18 protein-coding genes are annotated in these 17,460 nt (G+C 42.1%); 6 read left to right on the top strand and 12 right to left on the bottom strand.

Annotation, left to right across the window (positions count from 1 at the left end):
* Positions 1-51 precede the first annotated feature (51 nt).
* From HUN01_RS08015 to topA, 4 genes are all read right to left on the bottom strand, one after another.
* Positions 52-996, bottom strand: a complete 945-nt coding sequence (locus HUN01_RS08015; RefSeq protein WP_181930829.1) for an ADP-ribosylglycohydrolase family protein — start codon at positions 994-996, stop codon at positions 52-54.
* Between the two features lie 92 nt (positions 997-1,088).
* Entirely contained in the window at positions 1,089-1,589 is a 501-nt protein-coding gene (gene aroQ / locus HUN01_RS08020; protein ID WP_181930830.1) for a type II 3-dehydroquinate dehydratase, read from the bottom strand.
* Positions 1,564-1,704, bottom strand: coding sequence for a hypothetical protein (locus tag HUN01_RS08025; protein ID WP_012410890.1), 141 nt, complete (start codon positions 1,702-1,704; stop codon positions 1,564-1,566). Before HUN01_RS08025 ends, aroQ begins: the two co-directional genes overlap by 26 nt.
* 556 nt (positions 1,705-2,260) lie before the next feature.
* The gene (gene topA, locus HUN01_RS08030) at positions 2,261-4,912 is read right to left on the bottom strand and encodes a type I DNA topoisomerase (RefSeq protein ID WP_181930831.1); all 2,652 of its coding nucleotides are present in this window, start codon (positions 4,910-4,912) and stop codon (positions 2,261-2,263) included.
* A 513-nt stretch (positions 4,913-5,425) separates the two neighbouring features.
* Here topA and HUN01_RS08035 point away from each other — a divergent pair.
* Both HUN01_RS08035 and HUN01_RS35235 read left to right on the top strand, forming a co-directional pair.
* Positions 5,426-5,719, top strand: a complete 294-nt coding sequence (locus HUN01_RS08035) for a hypothetical protein (RefSeq protein WP_094350307.1) — start codon at positions 5,426-5,428, stop codon at positions 5,717-5,719.
* On the top strand, positions 5,706-6,968 hold the full coding sequence (locus HUN01_RS35235) for a DUF6745 domain-containing protein (protein WP_238846085.1): 1,263 nt from the start codon (positions 5,706-5,708) through the stop codon (positions 6,966-6,968). Before HUN01_RS08035 ends, HUN01_RS35235 begins: the two co-directional genes overlap by 14 nt.
* 32 nt (positions 6,969-7,000) lie before the next feature.
* On the opposite strand, the gene HUN01_RS08045 is transcribed toward HUN01_RS35235, so the two are convergent.
* Positions 7,001-7,693, bottom strand: coding sequence for a Uma2 family endonuclease (locus HUN01_RS08045; protein WP_181930832.1), 693 nt, complete (start codon positions 7,691-7,693; stop codon positions 7,001-7,003).
* A 587-nt stretch (positions 7,694-8,280) separates the two neighbouring features.
* On the opposite strand from HUN01_RS08045, the gene bchB reads away from it, so the two are divergent.
* From bchB to HUN01_RS36520, 3 genes are all read left to right on the top strand, one after another.
* Positions 8,281-9,807 carry a ferredoxin:protochlorophyllide reductase (ATP-dependent) subunit B gene (gene bchB / locus HUN01_RS08050; RefSeq protein ID WP_181930833.1) on the top strand — a complete coding sequence of 509 codons (1,527 nt, stop codon included), beginning with the start codon at positions 8,281-8,283 and terminating at the stop codon, positions 9,805-9,807.
* A gap of 830 nt (positions 9,808-10,637) precedes the next feature.
* Complete coding sequence (locus tag HUN01_RS34850) at positions 10,638-10,997, top strand: response regulator transcription factor (RefSeq protein WP_203219529.1); 360 nt, start codon at positions 10,638-10,640, stop codon at positions 10,995-10,997.
* Between the two features lie 118 nt (positions 10,998-11,115).
* Positions 11,116-11,283 (top strand): hypothetical protein, encoded by a 168-nt coding sequence (locus tag HUN01_RS36520; protein ID WP_420832781.1) that lies wholly within the window; start codon positions 11,116-11,118, stop codon positions 11,281-11,283.
* A gap of 79 nt (positions 11,284-11,362) precedes the next feature.
* On the opposite strand, the gene HUN01_RS08060 is transcribed toward HUN01_RS36520, so the two are convergent.
* The 4 genes from HUN01_RS08060 to HUN01_RS08075 form a co-directional block, all read right to left on the bottom strand.
* Positions 11,363-11,806 carry a hypothetical protein gene (locus HUN01_RS08060; protein WP_238846087.1) on the bottom strand — a complete coding sequence of 148 codons (444 nt, stop codon included), beginning with the start codon at positions 11,804-11,806 and terminating at the stop codon, positions 11,363-11,365.
* Between the two features lie 13 nt (positions 11,807-11,819).
* Positions 11,820-11,978 (bottom strand): hypothetical protein, encoded by a 159-nt coding sequence (locus tag HUN01_RS08065; RefSeq protein WP_181930834.1) that lies wholly within the window; start codon positions 11,976-11,978, stop codon positions 11,820-11,822.
* A 339-nt stretch (positions 11,979-12,317) separates the two neighbouring features.
* On the bottom strand, positions 12,318-12,818 hold the full coding sequence (locus HUN01_RS08070; protein WP_181930835.1) for an anthrone oxygenase family protein: 501 nt from the start codon (positions 12,816-12,818) through the stop codon (positions 12,318-12,320).
* Positions 12,819-13,013 (bottom strand): hypothetical protein, encoded by a 195-nt coding sequence (locus HUN01_RS08075; protein WP_181930836.1) that lies wholly within the window; start codon positions 13,011-13,013, stop codon positions 12,819-12,821.
* A gap of 492 nt (positions 13,014-13,505) precedes the next feature.
* On the opposite strand from HUN01_RS08075, the gene urtE reads away from it, so the two are divergent.
* Positions 13,506-14,204 (top strand): urea ABC transporter ATP-binding subunit UrtE, encoded by a 699-nt coding sequence (gene urtE / locus HUN01_RS08080; protein WP_181930837.1) that lies wholly within the window; start codon positions 13,506-13,508, stop codon positions 14,202-14,204.
* Positions 14,205-14,360: 156 nt separating this feature from the next.
* Here the strand turns inward: urtE and HUN01_RS08085 are convergent, their stop codons facing one another.
* Genes HUN01_RS08085 through HUN01_RS08095 form a run of 3 tightly spaced genes read right to left on the bottom strand, consistent with a single transcriptional unit; the run spans position 14,361 to position 17,254 of the window.
* Positions 14,361-15,146, bottom strand: coding sequence for a hypothetical protein (locus HUN01_RS08085; RefSeq protein WP_238846089.1), 786 nt, complete (start codon positions 15,144-15,146; stop codon positions 14,361-14,363).
* Positions 15,147-15,154: 8 nt separating this feature from the next.
* Complete coding sequence (locus tag HUN01_RS08090) at positions 15,155-16,465, bottom strand: cytochrome P450 (RefSeq protein ID WP_181930838.1); 1,311 nt, start codon at positions 16,463-16,465, stop codon at positions 15,155-15,157.
* 6 nt (positions 16,466-16,471) lie between these two features.
* A complete protein-coding gene (locus HUN01_RS08095) occupies positions 16,472-17,254 on the bottom strand; it encodes an ABC transporter permease (protein ID WP_181930839.1) in 783 nt (260 codons plus the stop codon).
* Positions 17,255-17,460: the final 206 nt, after the last annotated feature.

A 17,460-nucleotide genomic window follows, 5' to 3' on the forward strand; every position in this document is an offset into this window, starting at 1 on the left:
GCCTACCTTTGACAAGGTACTTAAGCCCCTTGTTAATTTGGTTAATTGAGATTAACGCGACCGAATAACGCGAGGAGCTGCATAAACTGAAAGCAGAGCCACCTCACATTCCTCCTCTGTTAACTCCGTTGGATTTAGAGCCAGATCATACACTCCTGACCACACCGCCACAAATGCATCGGTCAATTCTAACATTTGAGAAAAGCTAGTTAGTCCCCATGCTGGAGAATTCCTCTGCAAGAGCAATACTTGCCAATTTACGGGAATTCCACCTGTACCATTATATGCTCCTGATAAAGCACCAGTAATTGCACCTGTAGCCTGTGAGATTAGAGGTGTAGCATCTTGCATTTTAGTATTGCCATTGTCAGTAGCCTGCAAAACTGCAAGGCGAAAGTCTTCCAAGGTACTTAAAAAGCAGTAAAATGCCATAGCAATAGTGTTACTGAGTTTTTCTTTCTTAGCAAACTCAGCTTGCGCCCTTGACAATCCAGCCCCTTGTTGTAATAAATTCTGGACTCTTAATAAGTTTTTTGGTATTGATGTCGGTGTTTCTCCGAGAAAAGAAACCGTTTGCGGGATAAGGGTTAAGGGGTCGAGTTTTTCAGTTAGGGCAAGAGCGATCGCATATCCTACTGCTAGTGTTCCATCCCTTACTACTGGGTCATCATCCCAGATTTTTAGCACACGCAACAAGTTTTGTCGCAGCTTAATTGTATTTTCGTGAAAAAAGAGTGCTACTGGTAGTGTGGAAATAATTATTTTTATTGATATGTCATCAGTTTCTAGTAAATGAGGAGACTCTTGTTGCTGACGCCCTATCCAATCATCTAAATCTAATCTACCTAATGCTATCAAACTCTGGGTACCCACAACCGCCATTCTGCCTAAATCTAGGTAACCCTGAAACTGTATTTCACTACCAGAGGCTAAACTTTCTCCCAGGAATGCTCCGAGTAAAGTACCTTTAAACCGACTTATAGGAGAGTAACGCATAGAATTTTGGATTTTGGATTTTGGATTTTGGATTTTGGATTGAAGAATTTAACCCAAAATCGAAACTCTAAAATCGATTCATTTTTCATTCTTTACGTTTCGTCTTTTCTTAAATGATTCACTAAAGCTTGTAAGCCCAACAAGTAACTTTGGACGCCAAAACCACTTATTTGACCAATCGCGACTGGAGCGATGTAAGAATGATGGCGAAATTCTTCACGGCGGTAAATGTTACTCAGATGCACTTCTACTGTAGGCAAGTTAACAGCAGCGATCGCATCTCGCAATGCCACACTTGTATGGGTGTACGCCCCTGCATTAATCAAAATTCCTTGATATTGCCCTAACGCCTCATGAATAGTATCTACTAAAATTCCTTCATGATTTGACTGCAAAGGAAAAACTGTCGCCTGTAACTTTAATGCTTCTTCTTCTAACAGGCGGTTAATTTCACCTAGTGTCAAAGAACCATAAATTCCTGGTTCTCGCTGTCCTAGCAAATTTAAGTTTGGCCCATGCAATGCCAGAATGCTTAAGGGTTGTGACGTCGAGTTTACCACTGTGATTTTAGTGGCGACGGCGCGAGCGATCATTTACAGGAATCGGAATCAGTTCCGGTTCCGGTTCAGCCTCTGGCCCTAATAGGCTCTCAATAAGCCTACGAGCTAATTCCTTAAGCTTTTCCAGCACCTTTTCTATATAGTCCATGAACTGACCGCTCCTGAGATACTACCTCAATTTTGATTAACAGGTACGCAGAAAATGGTATATTTTCGCACCTCTGGCTTCCAATCGGGCTGATACACAATCCCGTATTTGGGAGATAAGCCACTTCTAAAATTTAGCGTTGTGTTTTCCCTTACTTTTTAGAGTATCACACTTGCAACCTACAGAACTGTATCCTATCAAGGATGGATATCAAGGGTCAAGAGTCGAATGGCACTCTTATTAAGCCCAAAGGCTTGTGTTGCCTCGTTCCTAGTCTTAAGACTGGGAATATATTCCGAGAAGGTTGCTACCTTTGGTGGAGTTTCCCTGACTGGTTCCCAGCCTTCAGGCTGAGAATCAGTCAGGGCAAGTGCTATATCTTAACTTAGTGATATTGGTCAAGAGTCGGACTTTGAATTCTTGAGTGCCAAAATTAGATTTTAGATTGCCGATAGCGCTAACGCTTTTCTACGAGACGCTAGCGATGCTAAAACCTCTTGTGAGTGAAACAAATCCAAAATCAAAAATCAAAAATCAAAAATTGCCTGACTTACAATTAGCCTTCTGTCGCCTTTTTTTTCGCAGTGGTCGTTGATGATTTAGCAGTTGACTTAGATTTGGAACTCGTTGATTTACTCGTTTTGCGAGTCGATTTCCCAGTCGATGCCTTAGCTGCTAACAAGTTCAGTGCCTCAGCCAGGGTTATATCTTCTACTGTTTGACCTTCTGGGATACTTACATTAGTTTTCCCATGCTTGATGTAAGGGCCATAAGGGCCATCGTAGATGTTAATTGTTTCCCCGTCCTCTGGATGCGTACCTAATTCGCGTAAGGCTGCCTTGGACTTGCTGTTGGTGGAACTGCGTCCCTTTTTTGGTTCGGATAACAATTCCAATGCACGTTCTAAGCTAATTGCCAATACATTATCAGCAGCTTTCAGGGAACGGTAGTCTTTCCCCTCCTTACCTTGGTCATGAACGACATAAGGGCCAAAGCGTCCCAAACTTGCTTGGATTTTGCCGCCTGTGACTGGATGAACTCCCAATGTCCGGGGTAGTGCCAATAGACCAACAGCCATTTCCAGGGTAACGGTTTCTGGGGTGACACCTTTGAGTAGGGAGGCTTGTTTCGGTTTGGGGTTTTCGTCGGTTTTGTCACCTAATTGGACATAAGGCCCATAAGCGCCAATTTTTACATAAATCGGTTCGCCAGTTTCGGGATGGCGACCTACCTGATCTGGGCCTGTGATTTTTTGCCGCAGCAATACTTCTACCTGTTTGGGGTCGAGGTCAGCTGGTGTCAGGTCTTTGGGAATTGAGGCGGTGATCACTCCTTCACCATTTTCGACTTCAATATAGGGGCCATATTTACCAATGCGGACTTTGGCATCTAGATTTTCCAGTTCCACAGTCCTAGCTTTGGTGGCATCAATTTGACTTTCTCGTTCTTTTACCAGGGTTTCTAGCCCTTTTTCTCCCAAATAAAATTGCTGCAAGTATGGTAGCCATTTCGCTTCACCTGTGGCAATGTCATCAAGGGTTTGTTCCATCTTCGAGGTAAAACTGGGGTCAACGATGTCTGGAAAATGTTTTTCCAGCAAGTCGGTGACGGCGAAAGCGGTGAAGGTGGGAATGAGAGCGTTAGTCACCAAATGGGCATAACCCTTATCGATGATCGTGCCAATGATGCTGGCGTAGGTACTGGGACGACCGATACCTTCACTTTCTAAGGTTTTTACCAAAGAAGCTTCGGTGTATCTAGCTGGCGGTTGGGTTTCGTGCCCAACTGCTTCTAAATCTGTACAATTTGGATGATCTCCCACTTTCAGATTCGGCAAAATCACTTCCTGGTCTTCCAGTGCTGCTTCTGGGTCATCTGAACCTTCAACGTAAGCACGTAAGTATCCTGGAAATTCAATCCGTTTGCCAGAAGAACGGAATCCAGCATCCTCAACTTGCAATTGCACGGTAATTTGAGTTTGCCGAGAATCAGCCATTTGACAGGCGACAGTCCGCTTCCAAATCAAATCGTAAATGGCAAGTTCTCGACCGCCTAAAGCAGTTTCTTGGGGGGTGCGGAAGGTACTACCCGCTGGACGAATTGCTTCGTGTGCCTCTTGTGCGCCTTTGGATTTGGTCGTGTATTGCCGGGGTTGGGGACTGAGGTATTGTTGACCGTAGAGCTTTTCTACACAACTGCGAGCTGCTGCGATCGCTTGATCTGACAAATGTACCGAATCTGTCCGCATATAGGTAATATACCCTTGCTCGTACAAATTCTGGGCAACCCGCATTGTGTCACGGGCTGAAAGGCGCAGTTTCCGGTTAGATTCTTGTTGCAGTGTCGAGGTAGTGAACGGTGGCGACGGTTTGCGCGTCACTGGGCGTTCCTCAATGTCGTTAACATTCCAGGTTTTCCCAGTTAGGCGTTCCTTGAGCGCTACCGCTTGTTCTTCATTGAGCAACAAGACATTGCGACCTGCGGTAATTTGTCCGGTCGTGGCGTCAAAATCGCTGCCGTTAGCGATTTTTGTTCCTCCCAATGTGATCAACTGGGCAGCAAAGGGGGTTTTTTCCTTTGACAAACTGGCTTTCAAATCCCAGTACGTACCCTCATGGAAAGCGCGGCGTTGGCGTTCTCTAGTGACTAAAAGTCGCACGGCTACAGATTGCACTCGCCCAGCAGATAATCCCCAGGCGATTTTTTTCCATAGCAGGGGAGACAAGGTATAACCCACCAGCCGATCTAAAATCCGCCGCGTTTCTTGGGCGCGAACCAACTGCTCATCAATATTGCGGCAGTTTTTCAGAGCTTTTTTGATCGCTTCTTGGGTAATTTCGTGAAACACCATCCGCTTAGTGGGAACTTTTGGCTTCAGCAATTGGTATAAATGCCAACTAATGCTTTCACCTTCCCGGTCTTCGTCCGTTGCCAGAATCAGTTCATCTACATCTTTAAGGGCTTCTTTCAGCTGGGTGACAATTTTCTTTTTGTCTTTTGGGACAACATATACCGGTTCAAAGTCGGCGTCCACATTTACCCCTAGCTGCGCCCATGTTTCCCCCTTGACGGCAGCGGGAATTTCACTAGCCGACTGGGGTAAGTCACGCACATGACCCATAGACGCCTCCACCCGATAGCCTGCTGGCAGGTAGTTGCGAATGGTACGAGCTTTGGTTGGAGATTCGACGATGACGAGAGTTGACATGGAAATTTCAATAAAAAGAAGAGCTACTAAGCCAAACAGTCAAATTGAGGTAACTTTTGCAAATTGTCAAGATAAAAAGTCACGCTTAGGGCGGTGATTTAATCCTCACATAAACTGCCTGCTTGGGAGAAAATCCGCTGAACTTAATGCCCAGTCTGTCCCAGAGGATAAATGAGGGTAGGCTGGGTCTGAATTTCCAGCTATTTCAATCTTTAACTTATCTAACGCATAATTGGCGACTACAGTTTTTAAAATATCTTTTAATTGGGGAATTGGGCATGGGGCATTGGGCATGGAAGATGAGAAAGCAAGGAACAGGGAGACAAGGGGACAAGGTGACTTGAGTGAGTACTTGTAACAAGTCTTTCTCCTTATCCTCTTAACAACACCCAATCCCCTATGCCCTATGCCCAATTCCCAATGCCCCACTTGAATAGAGCTTGTGCCAAAATTAAACCAAACTTGAGAGCAAAAGCGAACTGGGGTTTGTACCCATGTCAGGAAAGCAAAACCATGAAACCAATTCGTCAGGGTGATGTTATCTTACTACCTGTGCAGCAGGTTGAAGGACAAAAAATACCTCACTTAACTTTGGCAGAAGGCGAAGTTACGGGGCATAAGCATCGTATTACTGAGGGAAACGCCGAATTATACGAGAAAGATAGCACACTCTACTTGCGTGTGTTTTCAGAGTCGGCATTGCTAGCTCATGAGGAGCATAAAGCTATTTCTATTCCCCAAGGTGACTGGATGGTGAAAATTCAACGGGAATACGAGCCTGAAGGTTGGCGATATGTCGCTGATTGAAAAGTTAACGCCTGAGCAAGAGGCTTTGATTCCAGTTTATCGGGAGAAGTGGAGAGCGATCGCACTTTCAACTGAACGGATTGAGCGAGACAAAGCTGCTGAAGCCTTAAAAGTTGCTTATGCTGCCTTTGGCTTTGAAGTACCTGAGATTATTTTTTGTGATAGTCCGTATGCTGCTTTCAGTAAGATATTTCTAGATAAAATTGACCATCAGAATGACCAATTGAGAAAAAAACTTGAATTCTCAATTATTAGTAGATTAAATAAATCATTTCTAAGCCGTAAAAAATCATTTATAAGCAGCCGAATAAAACAGCAAAAAGTATTTCAGCCTCTCCCAGAACCGCTCGTTAAACAAATAGTATTTTCTCATGAATTAACAGAGTCATCAATATTTCAGGGACTACCATATATACCAGATAATATATACGAGGCTCTTTTCTTGGAATTAGATAGTAACGGTTGGGATGACGGACATAGACTCTTCTATAGACATCTAAAGCCCGAACTCCTAATCAAAATCAACGAAAGGTTACAAAATCAATATTGGAGAAAATTAGCGAACCGGATTGGAAAGCGATTAAGAGCTTCTCTAAAAACACGTTTAGAATCTGATATAACGGACGTTTATGATAAATGCTGGCAACCAGATAAAAAGGCTACATCAACTAGTGTATTAAATTTTTCTTTTAAAGTATTAAATTTTGATTATGATGTAAAAAAATTCCAGCACTATCAATCACTAATTATAGAATGTGGCTGGATCTTTGCTTTTGAAAAAGTAGCAATTATATGCGATCGCCCACTTCACTTACGCTTTGACAATCAAAATCGCCTCCACGCTGAAGGCGAACCCGCTATTGAATTTACTGATGGATATAGCCTCTACTCCTACCACGGCGTAACTTTGCCTGAAAAATACGGTAAAATCCATCCGCAGCGATGGCAATCTCAATGGCTTTTATCGGAGGAAAATGCCGAACTACGCCGAGTGTTAATTCAGGGCATTGGTTACGCTAAAATTTGTCAAGAATTACAAGCAATTGAATTAGATTTTTGGAAAGAATATACTCTATTAAAAATAGATAATGATGTAGATGAAGAACCAATTTACTTATTAAAAATGACTTGCCCTAGTACAGGGTTTATTCACGCCTTGCGAGTTCCACCAAATATGAACTCAGCGCGTGAAGCAATTCGCTGGGTAAATTGGGGCGTAGATCCAGAAGAATTTGGTGTGCAAACATAATTACTTAAAGGACTTCCCCATTTAGAAATTGTTCAACGATGGCTACCCAATTTCTTGATAAAATCTTCATGTTCAGCAGACTGCAAACCTGCTTGTAAAACCTTCAAGACACCCTGCATATTACCTGCTAATAATTCTGTCGCCGCTAACCACAACCCTGGAAATACCCGACTTCGCAAAACGCCTTCATTGTCAGGTACTAATTCTAGATATTCACCCTGTTCCAGAGAAAACCAAGTCAATTTTTGATCTAAAACTTGCCAAACAATATATTCTTTGACACCGTTGCGACGATAAGCCTGTTTTTTGCCATGAAGATCGATAGCCGCACTACTAGCAGCAATTTCCACAACTAACTCTGGCGCACCTTCAATATAATCATCTTCACTCAGCCGCGTTTGACCACCTGCTTCCGGTTCAATCAACAGAACAACATCGGGTTGAGGTTCGTTATCTAAGTCTAAGCGGACGGTAGGTTCAATTCCCAAGGCTACACCAGGAGTTGCAGCTTCGTAAGTACCAAGGCATGTCAAAATCCAACCATGCGGTTGACCGTGACTTCGGAAACGCAGAGCAGCTGGCATGAGATAGACAATCCCTTCGATTAATTCAGCTTTTTTCAGGTTAGGGGTGGCATTGTAGCGACGCTCAAATTCGTAGCGGGTGAGTTTGTCGCCATTTTCCAAAGGAGGAATTGTCGAAGGCTGGGAGGGTGTTTTCACCATAATTGTTGTGAAAATGAGCTTGTGTACATCCTAGCGAATTAGGTAAAAACGCAACCGACTAGGGAAGGAGAGATTATTGAAGAAGAATTCAGAAGTCAGAATTCAGGAATCAGAATCACTCTTTGTGGGGATTCAGACTCGCCACTGATAGCGGAGAGAGTACAGGATTCATTCTGAATTCTGACTCCTGACTCCTGAATTCTGTTTGAACATTAAGATTTTTTTACAAAAATAACAGGTAATGTTGTTTAAATTGATAGCTGTATCCCAAGCAGTAACTATATTTCAGCTATATCGTCTCTCCTAAAACCCGCAACAAACCTTATTTTTTTTCAGCCAGCATGTTTGAGAAAATCAGAAACGATTTAATAATTAAAGACTTATAAGTAGATCGGCTGAATTAAATGTAAGACCTCTCTCCAAACCTCTCTCCTTGGCTTTAATCCTACTCCCCTTTCCCTGCTAACGGCAGATGTGCGATGCCTACGGCGGTAAAATACGCACCGAAGGGGTTGATGGTGAAGTCCATCTTATATTTTTTTACGCCCACTTACTTAGTTATTAGAGTTGAAAAGGGAGACACAAACATGAAATTAGCTTACTGGATGTATGCTGGCCCAGCCCACATCGGCACTCTGCGAATCGCTAGTTCTTTTAAAAATGTTCATGCGATCATGCACGCTCCTATTGGCGATGACTACTTTAATGTCATGCGCTCCATGCTATCGCGGGAGAGGGATTTTACTCCGGTGACAACCAGTGTGGTTGACCGCAACGTTTTGGCACGCGGTTCCCAAGAGAAGGTGGTAGATAACATTGTCCGCAAGGATGCCGAGGAACACCCAGATTTGATTGTGTTAACTCCCACCTGCACCTCCAGTATTTTGCAAGAGGATCTACACAACTTTGTCGAACGGGCGCAGTTGGAAGCGAAAGGGGACGTAATGCTGGCGGATGTAAACCACTACCGCTACAACGAACTGCAAGCCGCCGATCGCACTCTGGATCAAATTGTCCAATACTACATCGAAAAAGCTCGGAAACGGGGCGAATTACCAGAGGGCAAAACAGCAAAACCCTCGGTGAACATTATCGGTACTACCACCCTCGGTTTCCACAACAATCACGACTGCACCGAACTAAAACGGCTGATGGCTGATTTGGGTATTGAGGTAAATACCTTAATTCCTGAAGGTGCTTCGGTAAATGACTTGAAAAAGATGTCCCAAGCCTGGTTTAACCTGGTGCCTTACCGTGAACTCGGTTTGACCACCGCCCGTTACCTGGAAGAACAATTTGGCACACCTTATATAGACATTACTCCAATGGGTGTAGTGGAAACTGCCCGTTGTATTCGCAAGATTCAGCAGGTAATTAATGCTCAAGGTGCAGAAGTTGACTACGAAAACTTCATCAATGAGCAAACCCTCCATGTGTCTCAGGCTGCTTGGTTCTCCCGTTCGATTGACTGTCAAAACTTGACTGGCAAAAAAGCTGTGGTCTTTGGTGACAATACCCACGCCGCCGCCATTACTAAGATTTTGGTGCGAGAAATGGGGATTCATGTTGTTTGGGCTGGTACTTACTGTAAATATGATGCAGATTGGTTCCGCGAACAAGTGAGCGAGTATTGTGATGAAGTGCTAATTTCCGAAGATCATGGTGCAATTGGGGATGCGATCGCTCGTGTCGAACCCTCTGCCATTTTCGGCACCCAAATGGAACGCCACGTTGGTAAACGTTTGGATATTCCCTGCGGCGTAATTGCAGCACCAATCCACGTCCAAAACTTCCCCATTGGTTACAAACCATTTATGGGTTACGAAGGCACTAATCAGATTACAGATTTGATCTACAATTCCTTCACTTTGGGAATGGAAGATCACCTGTTAGAAATCTTCGGTGGTCATGATACCAAAGAAGTTATTACTAGAGGAATTTCTGCTGATTCTGATTTGAATTGGACAAAAGATGGTCAAGCAGAATTGAATAAGATTCCGGGATTTGTTCGCGGCAAAGTGAAGCGTAATACTGAAAAATTTGCCCGCGATCGCGGTTTCAAGGAAATCAACGCCGAGGTGTTGTACGCCGCGAAGGAAGCTGTTGGGGCTTAATGATAATTTAGTTATCAGCTATAAAACTGATGGCTAGAATTCCCTAGAAGAGTGTTTCTTTCAAAGAACACTCTTCTACTTATTATCAAAAAATTTTACTGGACAAACTAATTGATTAAAAATTAAATGTTTATGATCAGCAATCAATTACCTAGCAGTCCTAACGAAAATCGACTATACACCAATACAGTTCAGATAAGACCAAAACACTTGTAGAGACGGCGATTTATCGCGTCTTGAAAACCCAAAATTTTTGCCAGCCGCCCTTAACTGAACCGTATTGGACTATACACCAGATTAATTACGACTTTAAAAATAGTTCAGTTCATCGGTTATTTTATTGTAATCGTTTTTTATCTTGTCATATTTTCAATCTTTAGGTCAACCTTCAGTTTTGGTGGATTTAATATAATAGTCTTTGCATATCCCTCTTCTGTCACTTTCCGGGAAAGTGATCGCTAGAAGCCTCATGAGGCAATCAATACAAGCTATACTATTAGAAAAAAATAGGACTTGTATTTGTTATTAGAAAATAATCGCGCAATCGCTTGTTATACAAAAGCTCTAGATTTTAGAAAAGGCAAATGTTTTCGGAGAGTGACAGAAGAGGGATATTTAATTTATGTAGGGGTTATCTGCATTGTTATAAATATATTTACAGCAGTATTGATAGCAATCATCGATCTTTTAAGCCGTATAGAAAGGAATACAAGGTCTGAATAATAACATTTAGCAATAATTTCACGTAATAGAATATAAATCTAGTACAGCACCAATAAATTTAATTGCGATCGCGGAGGTGTCATAAGCATCTTCTTTGGATGCAACTTATGAAAATTTTGTTGGTAGAGGATGACGTATTACTGAGTACAGCACTCTTCGAGTTGTTGAGTGCAAATTGTTATACTATCGATATCGCAAGCAATGGGCAAGCTGGATTAGAACTAGCACTATCGACTGAATATGAGTTGATTTTGCTGGACTGGTTAATTCCAAAACTGGATGGCATTAGCTTATGCCGGCAACTGCGATCGCAAGGCTACCGTAAATCTATTCTGTTGCTAACTGGGAAAAATTCTAATGCAGACATTGTTGCTGGGTTAGATACCGGAGCAGATGATTACGTCATTAAGCCATTCAACCCAGAAGCATTACTAAGCCAGAATTCGCTCTTTATGACGACGCAATGAGGCAATCTCATCATCCACGTTAACCTGGGGAAATCTCTGTTTAGATCCAAGTGCCGGCAGAGTCGCTTGTAATGAGCAGGAAATTACCCTCACAGCAAGAGAATACAAACTGCTGAAATTGTTTTTGCAAAACCCAGATCGGATCTTTAGTCGTGCAAGCCTGCTGTTACTTCCACTGCTCAAAGCGTCCACTGTCGAAGAAGTGCGGCATTTTCTAAAGTGCGATCGCGTCACTATACAAACAAAACCCACGGACGTGGGTTTCAAATTCTTTGAGTCCGCGTAGATTCTCTCATTGATGTCAACAGGCGATCAGAAAATCCTTGTTGACACAACAAGGTGAAATGCTCCTGTAGTATGCATCCCTACTCCCAATACTTTTCGGTTAAGGTGGAAAAGGGAACTATGGATGGTGAAAACATTTTCAGTGATGGATAAAATTCTAACCTCGCTGCATAATCATCTGTTTGTGATACTTCCAGTTCAATTGTTGGATGCTCTTTTTCATCAAAAAGCAACTGGATTTGATAATGTGTCCAGAATTGCTCACCTAGTTCATCTTCTAATTCAAAAAGACGTTCTTCATCGCCCCATATATTCGACCAAAGGACTATCTTATTAGCCCGAAACTGATTTTGACCTGTTGTATCTGCAATTACAAAATATGCTTCGACATTTAAATCAAATCCCAAGTCATCGACCTCTATCTCTGCTAGCTGACAGTTAACCACTATTAAGGTATCTGGGTTAACGTTGACTACCTCTTCTTGGCGCTTTAATAATTCTTGAAGCACGAAATCAGGCAACAACTGGGAACTTTGCTCAAGTAGGATTTTTTTGAGTTTCTGGGGAATAACGAGTTTTTAATTCTTGCGTGATTAAAGTTAAAATATCTTCACTATCTAAAATGACAACTATCTTTTTATCTGCGGGATTAAGGAAACTTCCTTGATTAAGATTGATGGGTTTTTTAATTGGCATAGTTTTGTTAAATCCTTTTAATGCGATCAGATAATTCACAAATCAAGCTAAAACGAAGGTAAGGAAGAAATATCACTGATTTTTCAGTTCTATGTTTTACCGAAGAAAGGCAGAGGGGAGTTCTTGCTGAAGGCAGAAGGAAGAAAATACAATTTTTGCCCTCTGCCAAAAGGGTTTAGAGCAAGTAAATTTATTTATGAAAAAAAATAAAAATATTTTTTTCGAGGCCGCAGCGCAAGGAAAAATACGTCCTTATTAAATCCCCTAAATTTATTTATGGGGATTCCAACTGAGCCTCCTGCCTTCTTCACCCTACCTTTACTGTGATACTTAACATTTCTATTGCACTGTTTGCTTACAGAGCGCACTCGTCAGCAATGCTGCTGCCCCAAACGCTGCTATCGTCCGAACATGGTTCCAGAGCGTCCAGGTGGTCAGATATCTAGCCCACAAGTCTGCACCCTCAGTGCTATCTGGTTTGGCGATCGCCAGGGCATCATTCAGCGGCACATTGAAGGCGATCGTCACCACAACAGTGCCAACTAGATAAAGTAGGCTACCAATTAGTAAGTAAACAGCATCGGGTTGATGCCACTTTGACAGCGAGGTGATCGCCAGAAAGAGGCAAGCCAAAGCCGTTCCAAACAGCGCCATCATAAACAATGGATTGATCGCTGTGATATTAATCGATTGCATGGCGGACATGCCTTCTCTTGGCTGAAGTCGAGCAAGAGCATTCATTACAAAAGTCGAGAAAGCAAAGAAGACTCCCGCCACAAGTCCGCAGCCCAAGGCAGTGAAAAGTTTCAATGCAAAAAGTAAGTGGTCAGCAGTTGTCATCTAATTCGTAACCTTACTAATCCACAAATCGTTAAAATTACTTGTTAATACTTTTGGAGATTTAGCTTTCTTGCCTGAAAAATATTTTTCTTGTTCATTATTATACACTTGAATGGTGCGATCGCTTTGCTCATCCTGGGTCAACTCTGTTACTTCAACAGCACTAACTCTGACACTCTCCCTAGCTTTAGCCACGGAGATTCTTGTATCTATGACAGAACTTGCTCAAGCAGGTTTTCACCAACCGGAGTAGAGGTTGCATCTTAAATGCTGATTAGTTTATCACACTCCCAGAGGTAGTATCACGGCAAGAGATTTGACATACTCATCGTCCTAAAGAACGGTGATTCTTGACACTTCATTGACTGATGCTACCGAAATAGTCTTGCTTTGTCTCTACGTCCGTTTAGAGTCGTGGCAATGCGCGTGAAGTCAGGAAAAAACAAAATTGAATCCTAAAGCTTTATAACAAATCGAATAAATAGACGGATAAGTTCTGGTATATTTCAATATACTTAGGAAAGTTTTGTATGTTATAAATTTGAGCAATATATTACAAGTGATGCAGAGATCATCAGTATAATTAGTTATCTTTTTGAACAAGAAGGTTTTACTTGTTTGTTGCGGTCAAGAGGCTAACATTGCTCTGCGTATCTGCGTGAAATTTTAATATATAGGTAATTTATAGTGCTAAAAATCTCTAACCTCAACGTTTACTACGGCGAAAGTCACATTCTCCGCAATGTAGATTTAAGCGTGCCATCTGGGCAAATGGTTTGCCTAATTGGACGCAATGGCGTAGGGAAAACTACTTTACTCAAAACAATTATGGGTTTACTCAAACCCCGCAGCGGTACTATTAACTTAGCTGAAGAATTAATCAACTCAAAATCCCCAGACCAAAGGGCAAAGTTGGGAATTGGTTATGTCCCCCAAGGACGAGAAATTATCCCCCGGTTGACAGTCAAAGAAAATTTGCTGCTGGGGTTGGAAGCTAGACGCAAACCAGTAAAAAAAGCAGAAATTCCAGAGGAAGTTTTTAGCTTATTCCCGGTGTTAAAAACTATGCTTTCGCGGATGGGTGGCGATTTGAGTGGTGGACAACAGCAACAATTAGCGATCGCACGTGCTTTAATGGGAGAACCTCAATTACTCGTCTTAGATGAACCCACGGAAGGTATTCAACCCTCCATCATTCTAGAAATTGAAACCGCAGTCCGTCGCATCGTCGAAACCACAGGCATTTCTGTTTTATTGGTAGAGCAACATTTGCACTTTGTCCGCCAGGCGGATTACTATTACGCGATGCAAAAAGGTGGTATTGTCGCCTCCGGTTCCACTACCGAACTCAGCCAAGATGTGATTCAACGCTTTTTAGCTGTTTAATAAACCAGAATTCAGGAGTCAGGAGTCAGAATTCAGAATTGAAATGTGACTGGCGGATGTATAGGACTCCTATTTGATTCTTGAAAAAAATCAGTACAACTTGAAGAGGCTTGTTTCCTGTTGCCTATTGCCTATTGCCTACCTACGCAAATAATTTCAGAAATCAAAGCGGATTCCTATAGCTTGCTTCTCTATAGGAGTATAAACGGGTTTAATTTCTCCACTTTTTTGTTCTGAATTCGGAATTATAAATTTTGTATTGTCTATATCAATAGTGTCAGAAGCAATCAAGTCTGCTGCTTCTTGTAAAAGCTCATTTTGTTCCTTTTGAATTGCTTCTAAGCGACCAGAAATTTCTGCTAATCGCTGTTGTTTATTTGGTTGAAAACTTTCAGATAACAAAGCTGGCAGATTATCAGTTGTTTTAGTCGCTGTCATTTGTTGAACAGCAAAACTGCCCAATTTAGTTAAGGATAGAAAACTAACTGTAATCAAAGCCTGAAGCAATTTTAATGGAACTTGGAGTATTGACCAACTAGCTGTTTCAATTAACCGGACAATTGCTTTGATGATGCTCCAAAGTAGGGCAAGCGCAAACAGCAAAATCACTATACTGATAATTGGGTGATTAGTCGCCCAACCTAGTATTTGAACTAACCGAAAAAATATCGGGTGTTGTGTCAGCCAATCACTTACAGAAGATGCCATTGCATCTTTAACTGCTCCCGATGTTGTACTTTTAAATTTATCAGCAGTTTGCCAAGTTTGCTCTAAGCTTGTTGTAACTGTATCAATTGCTTTATCAGTTGTTGTATTCAAAGACTCCCTAACTTGTTGTGCTGAGTTACTTAGAGAGTTAACGCTTCCGCCCACAAAATCTTTCACATTTTGCAAGTGTTGCAAAACTCCGTTAGGCAAGTTTATGTCTATTTGGGATGCCATAAAACATTTCACCGAGGTTGAAATCTAACCCGCAACCCATCTTTAGGGCGATTGCTAGGAACTAAAACTGTTTCTAAACTTTGATTGGGTAATATCTCCCAATGATAATCGCGTAGAAGGTGGGCAGCAATAATCTTCATTTCCATTTTGGCAAAGGCTATACCAATACAGATGCGCGGCCCACCACCGAAACCAACTAAACTAAAAGGATATTTTTTATGTTCTTGGCGCTGGGGACTAAAACGATCTGGATCAAAACGCTCTGGTTCAAGGTAAATTTCTTTTAGGCTGTGAGTGATCATAATTGAATATAACAACTGCCAACCAGCCGGCACGTGATAACCTTTAAACTCAAAGTCTTTAATTACACCACGAAACCCACCTCCAACAGGTTGATGCAATCTTTCGACTTCCCACAAAACCTGCTCTAAATAGGGCATTTTCCCCAATTGTTCTAAATCCAAATCACCTTGACTTGCAAGTTGTAATTGTTCAACTCTTGCTTTTTCGAGTACTTCTGGATGATGGGCTAACTCTACACACAACCAAGTCAACATCGAAGTAGTTGTTTCATGTCCTGCGAAGAGTAATAGTAACGACTGGGCGATGAGTTCTTTTTCACTCATCCGGTTACCCTCTTCGTCTTGGGCTTGCACTAATAAACTCAGAGCGTCTTTAGTTGGATTTTGCTGATGTTCTCTAACTACTTGAGTTAGATGCTCTAAAATTTCATTACGCGCTGCTATGGCTTTACCAAATGTCGTAAATGGTAAGGGCAATGGATTAATCGCAAACAGTCCATTTGTCATGGCTGCAAACAACTGGCTGAGGCGCACACATTCGGGGCCAGGACGCGTACCCAACAACAACTGACTAGCAATATCAAATGTCAACTGTTTAAACTCTTGAAACCAAGTAAACTCCTGTTTTTTCTCCCACTTTTGGAGATAACTACGTGTGATATCTTCCATTGTGGAGACATAATTCGCCAATGCTGGGCCATGCAATGCCGGCATCATCAAGCGGCGGTTTCTACGATGTTCCTCTCCATCTTGCAGAAAAAGTGATTCACCCAGTAATGTCTTGAAATTATTAGGCCATCCCTCCCGCCAAGAAAAATTCTCGATATGGCTTGACAAAACGAACTCTAATGCCTCCGACCCAGCCATTACCACAGTTGGTCTGCCAAGAAGATGGGTTTTGAAGATAGACCCATACTGTTGATAACGCTTTCTGGCAAAATCACGGTCGAAAACAAAGGACAGTGTTTCACCTAATACAGGTATACCAAAGCTTCCAGGAGGAATTCGATTATTCATATCTCGTTAACTCGAAGCGCTAGTATAAAACCGCAACGCAAACCGCCAAAACCAAGTAGAAACAAAAAACAGCGCTACTGCTAATATTACTGCACCTATCAACCAGCTAATTTCACTCCGACCCAACAATGCTTGGGCTGGTACAGTGGTTAAAAAAGCTACTGGCATCACAAAGGTGAAGAAAAAGCGGTAAGCCGTGGGATATGCGGCAATGGGATATCTTCCAGCTTCTAATAAACCACGCAACACTTCAGTAACGTTGTATATTTTGACGAACCAAATACTTGTTGCTCCCAGCATAAACCACAGGCTGTACAAAATCACCAAGCTGAACAATAACGGCAGCACGCCAAGTAGATAGTCGTCTATTCCTACACCCAGACGTTGACCTGCGTAGCCAATAATAATACTACCAAAAACTAGATCCGGCATTCCCCAAGGTGAGAGGGTATGGGTGGAAAGCCAAAACTGACTGCGGATAGGTTTTAATAATATAAAATCCAAAGTGCCTTCCTGGACATGGCGGACAATGCGATTTAAGTTCGACGCCAGAAACGTAGCAGAAAATCCTTGCAGTAAGGTAAAAATTCCTAGAACTACTAAAGCTGCTTCCCATGACCAGCCACTAAAAGTATAGCCAGTGCGGTAAAACAAGAATAGTCCAAAGAGGCTGCCGGCAAGATTTCCCAAACTGCTGAGGGTAGCTATGAAAAAATTAATCCGATATTCCAACTCAGCTGCGATCGCAGCACCCCAAAATAGTCTTAGTACTTTCAAATATCTTTGCATCTTGCACCCTTAACTCAAAACCTACCACCTGTCACTACGTTTCTCAGGATTACATCATAACTTTATGTAAATTTAATATTACTTTTTATTCAGGAAAATTGCTAAACGTTAAGATGTTGTGGATCTACTGTTGAAAAGTAAGAAATTCTATGAATCTGGATTTACCAGAACGAATGAAATCACTTGGCTATTTTGGGGTATAAGCA

Origin of the sequence: Nostoc edaphicum CCNP1411, from assembly GCF_014023275.1 — a bacterium.
In the GTDB taxonomy this organism is placed as follows: domain Bacteria; phylum Cyanobacteriota; class Cyanobacteriia; order Cyanobacteriales; family Nostocaceae; genus Nostoc; species Nostoc edaphicum_A.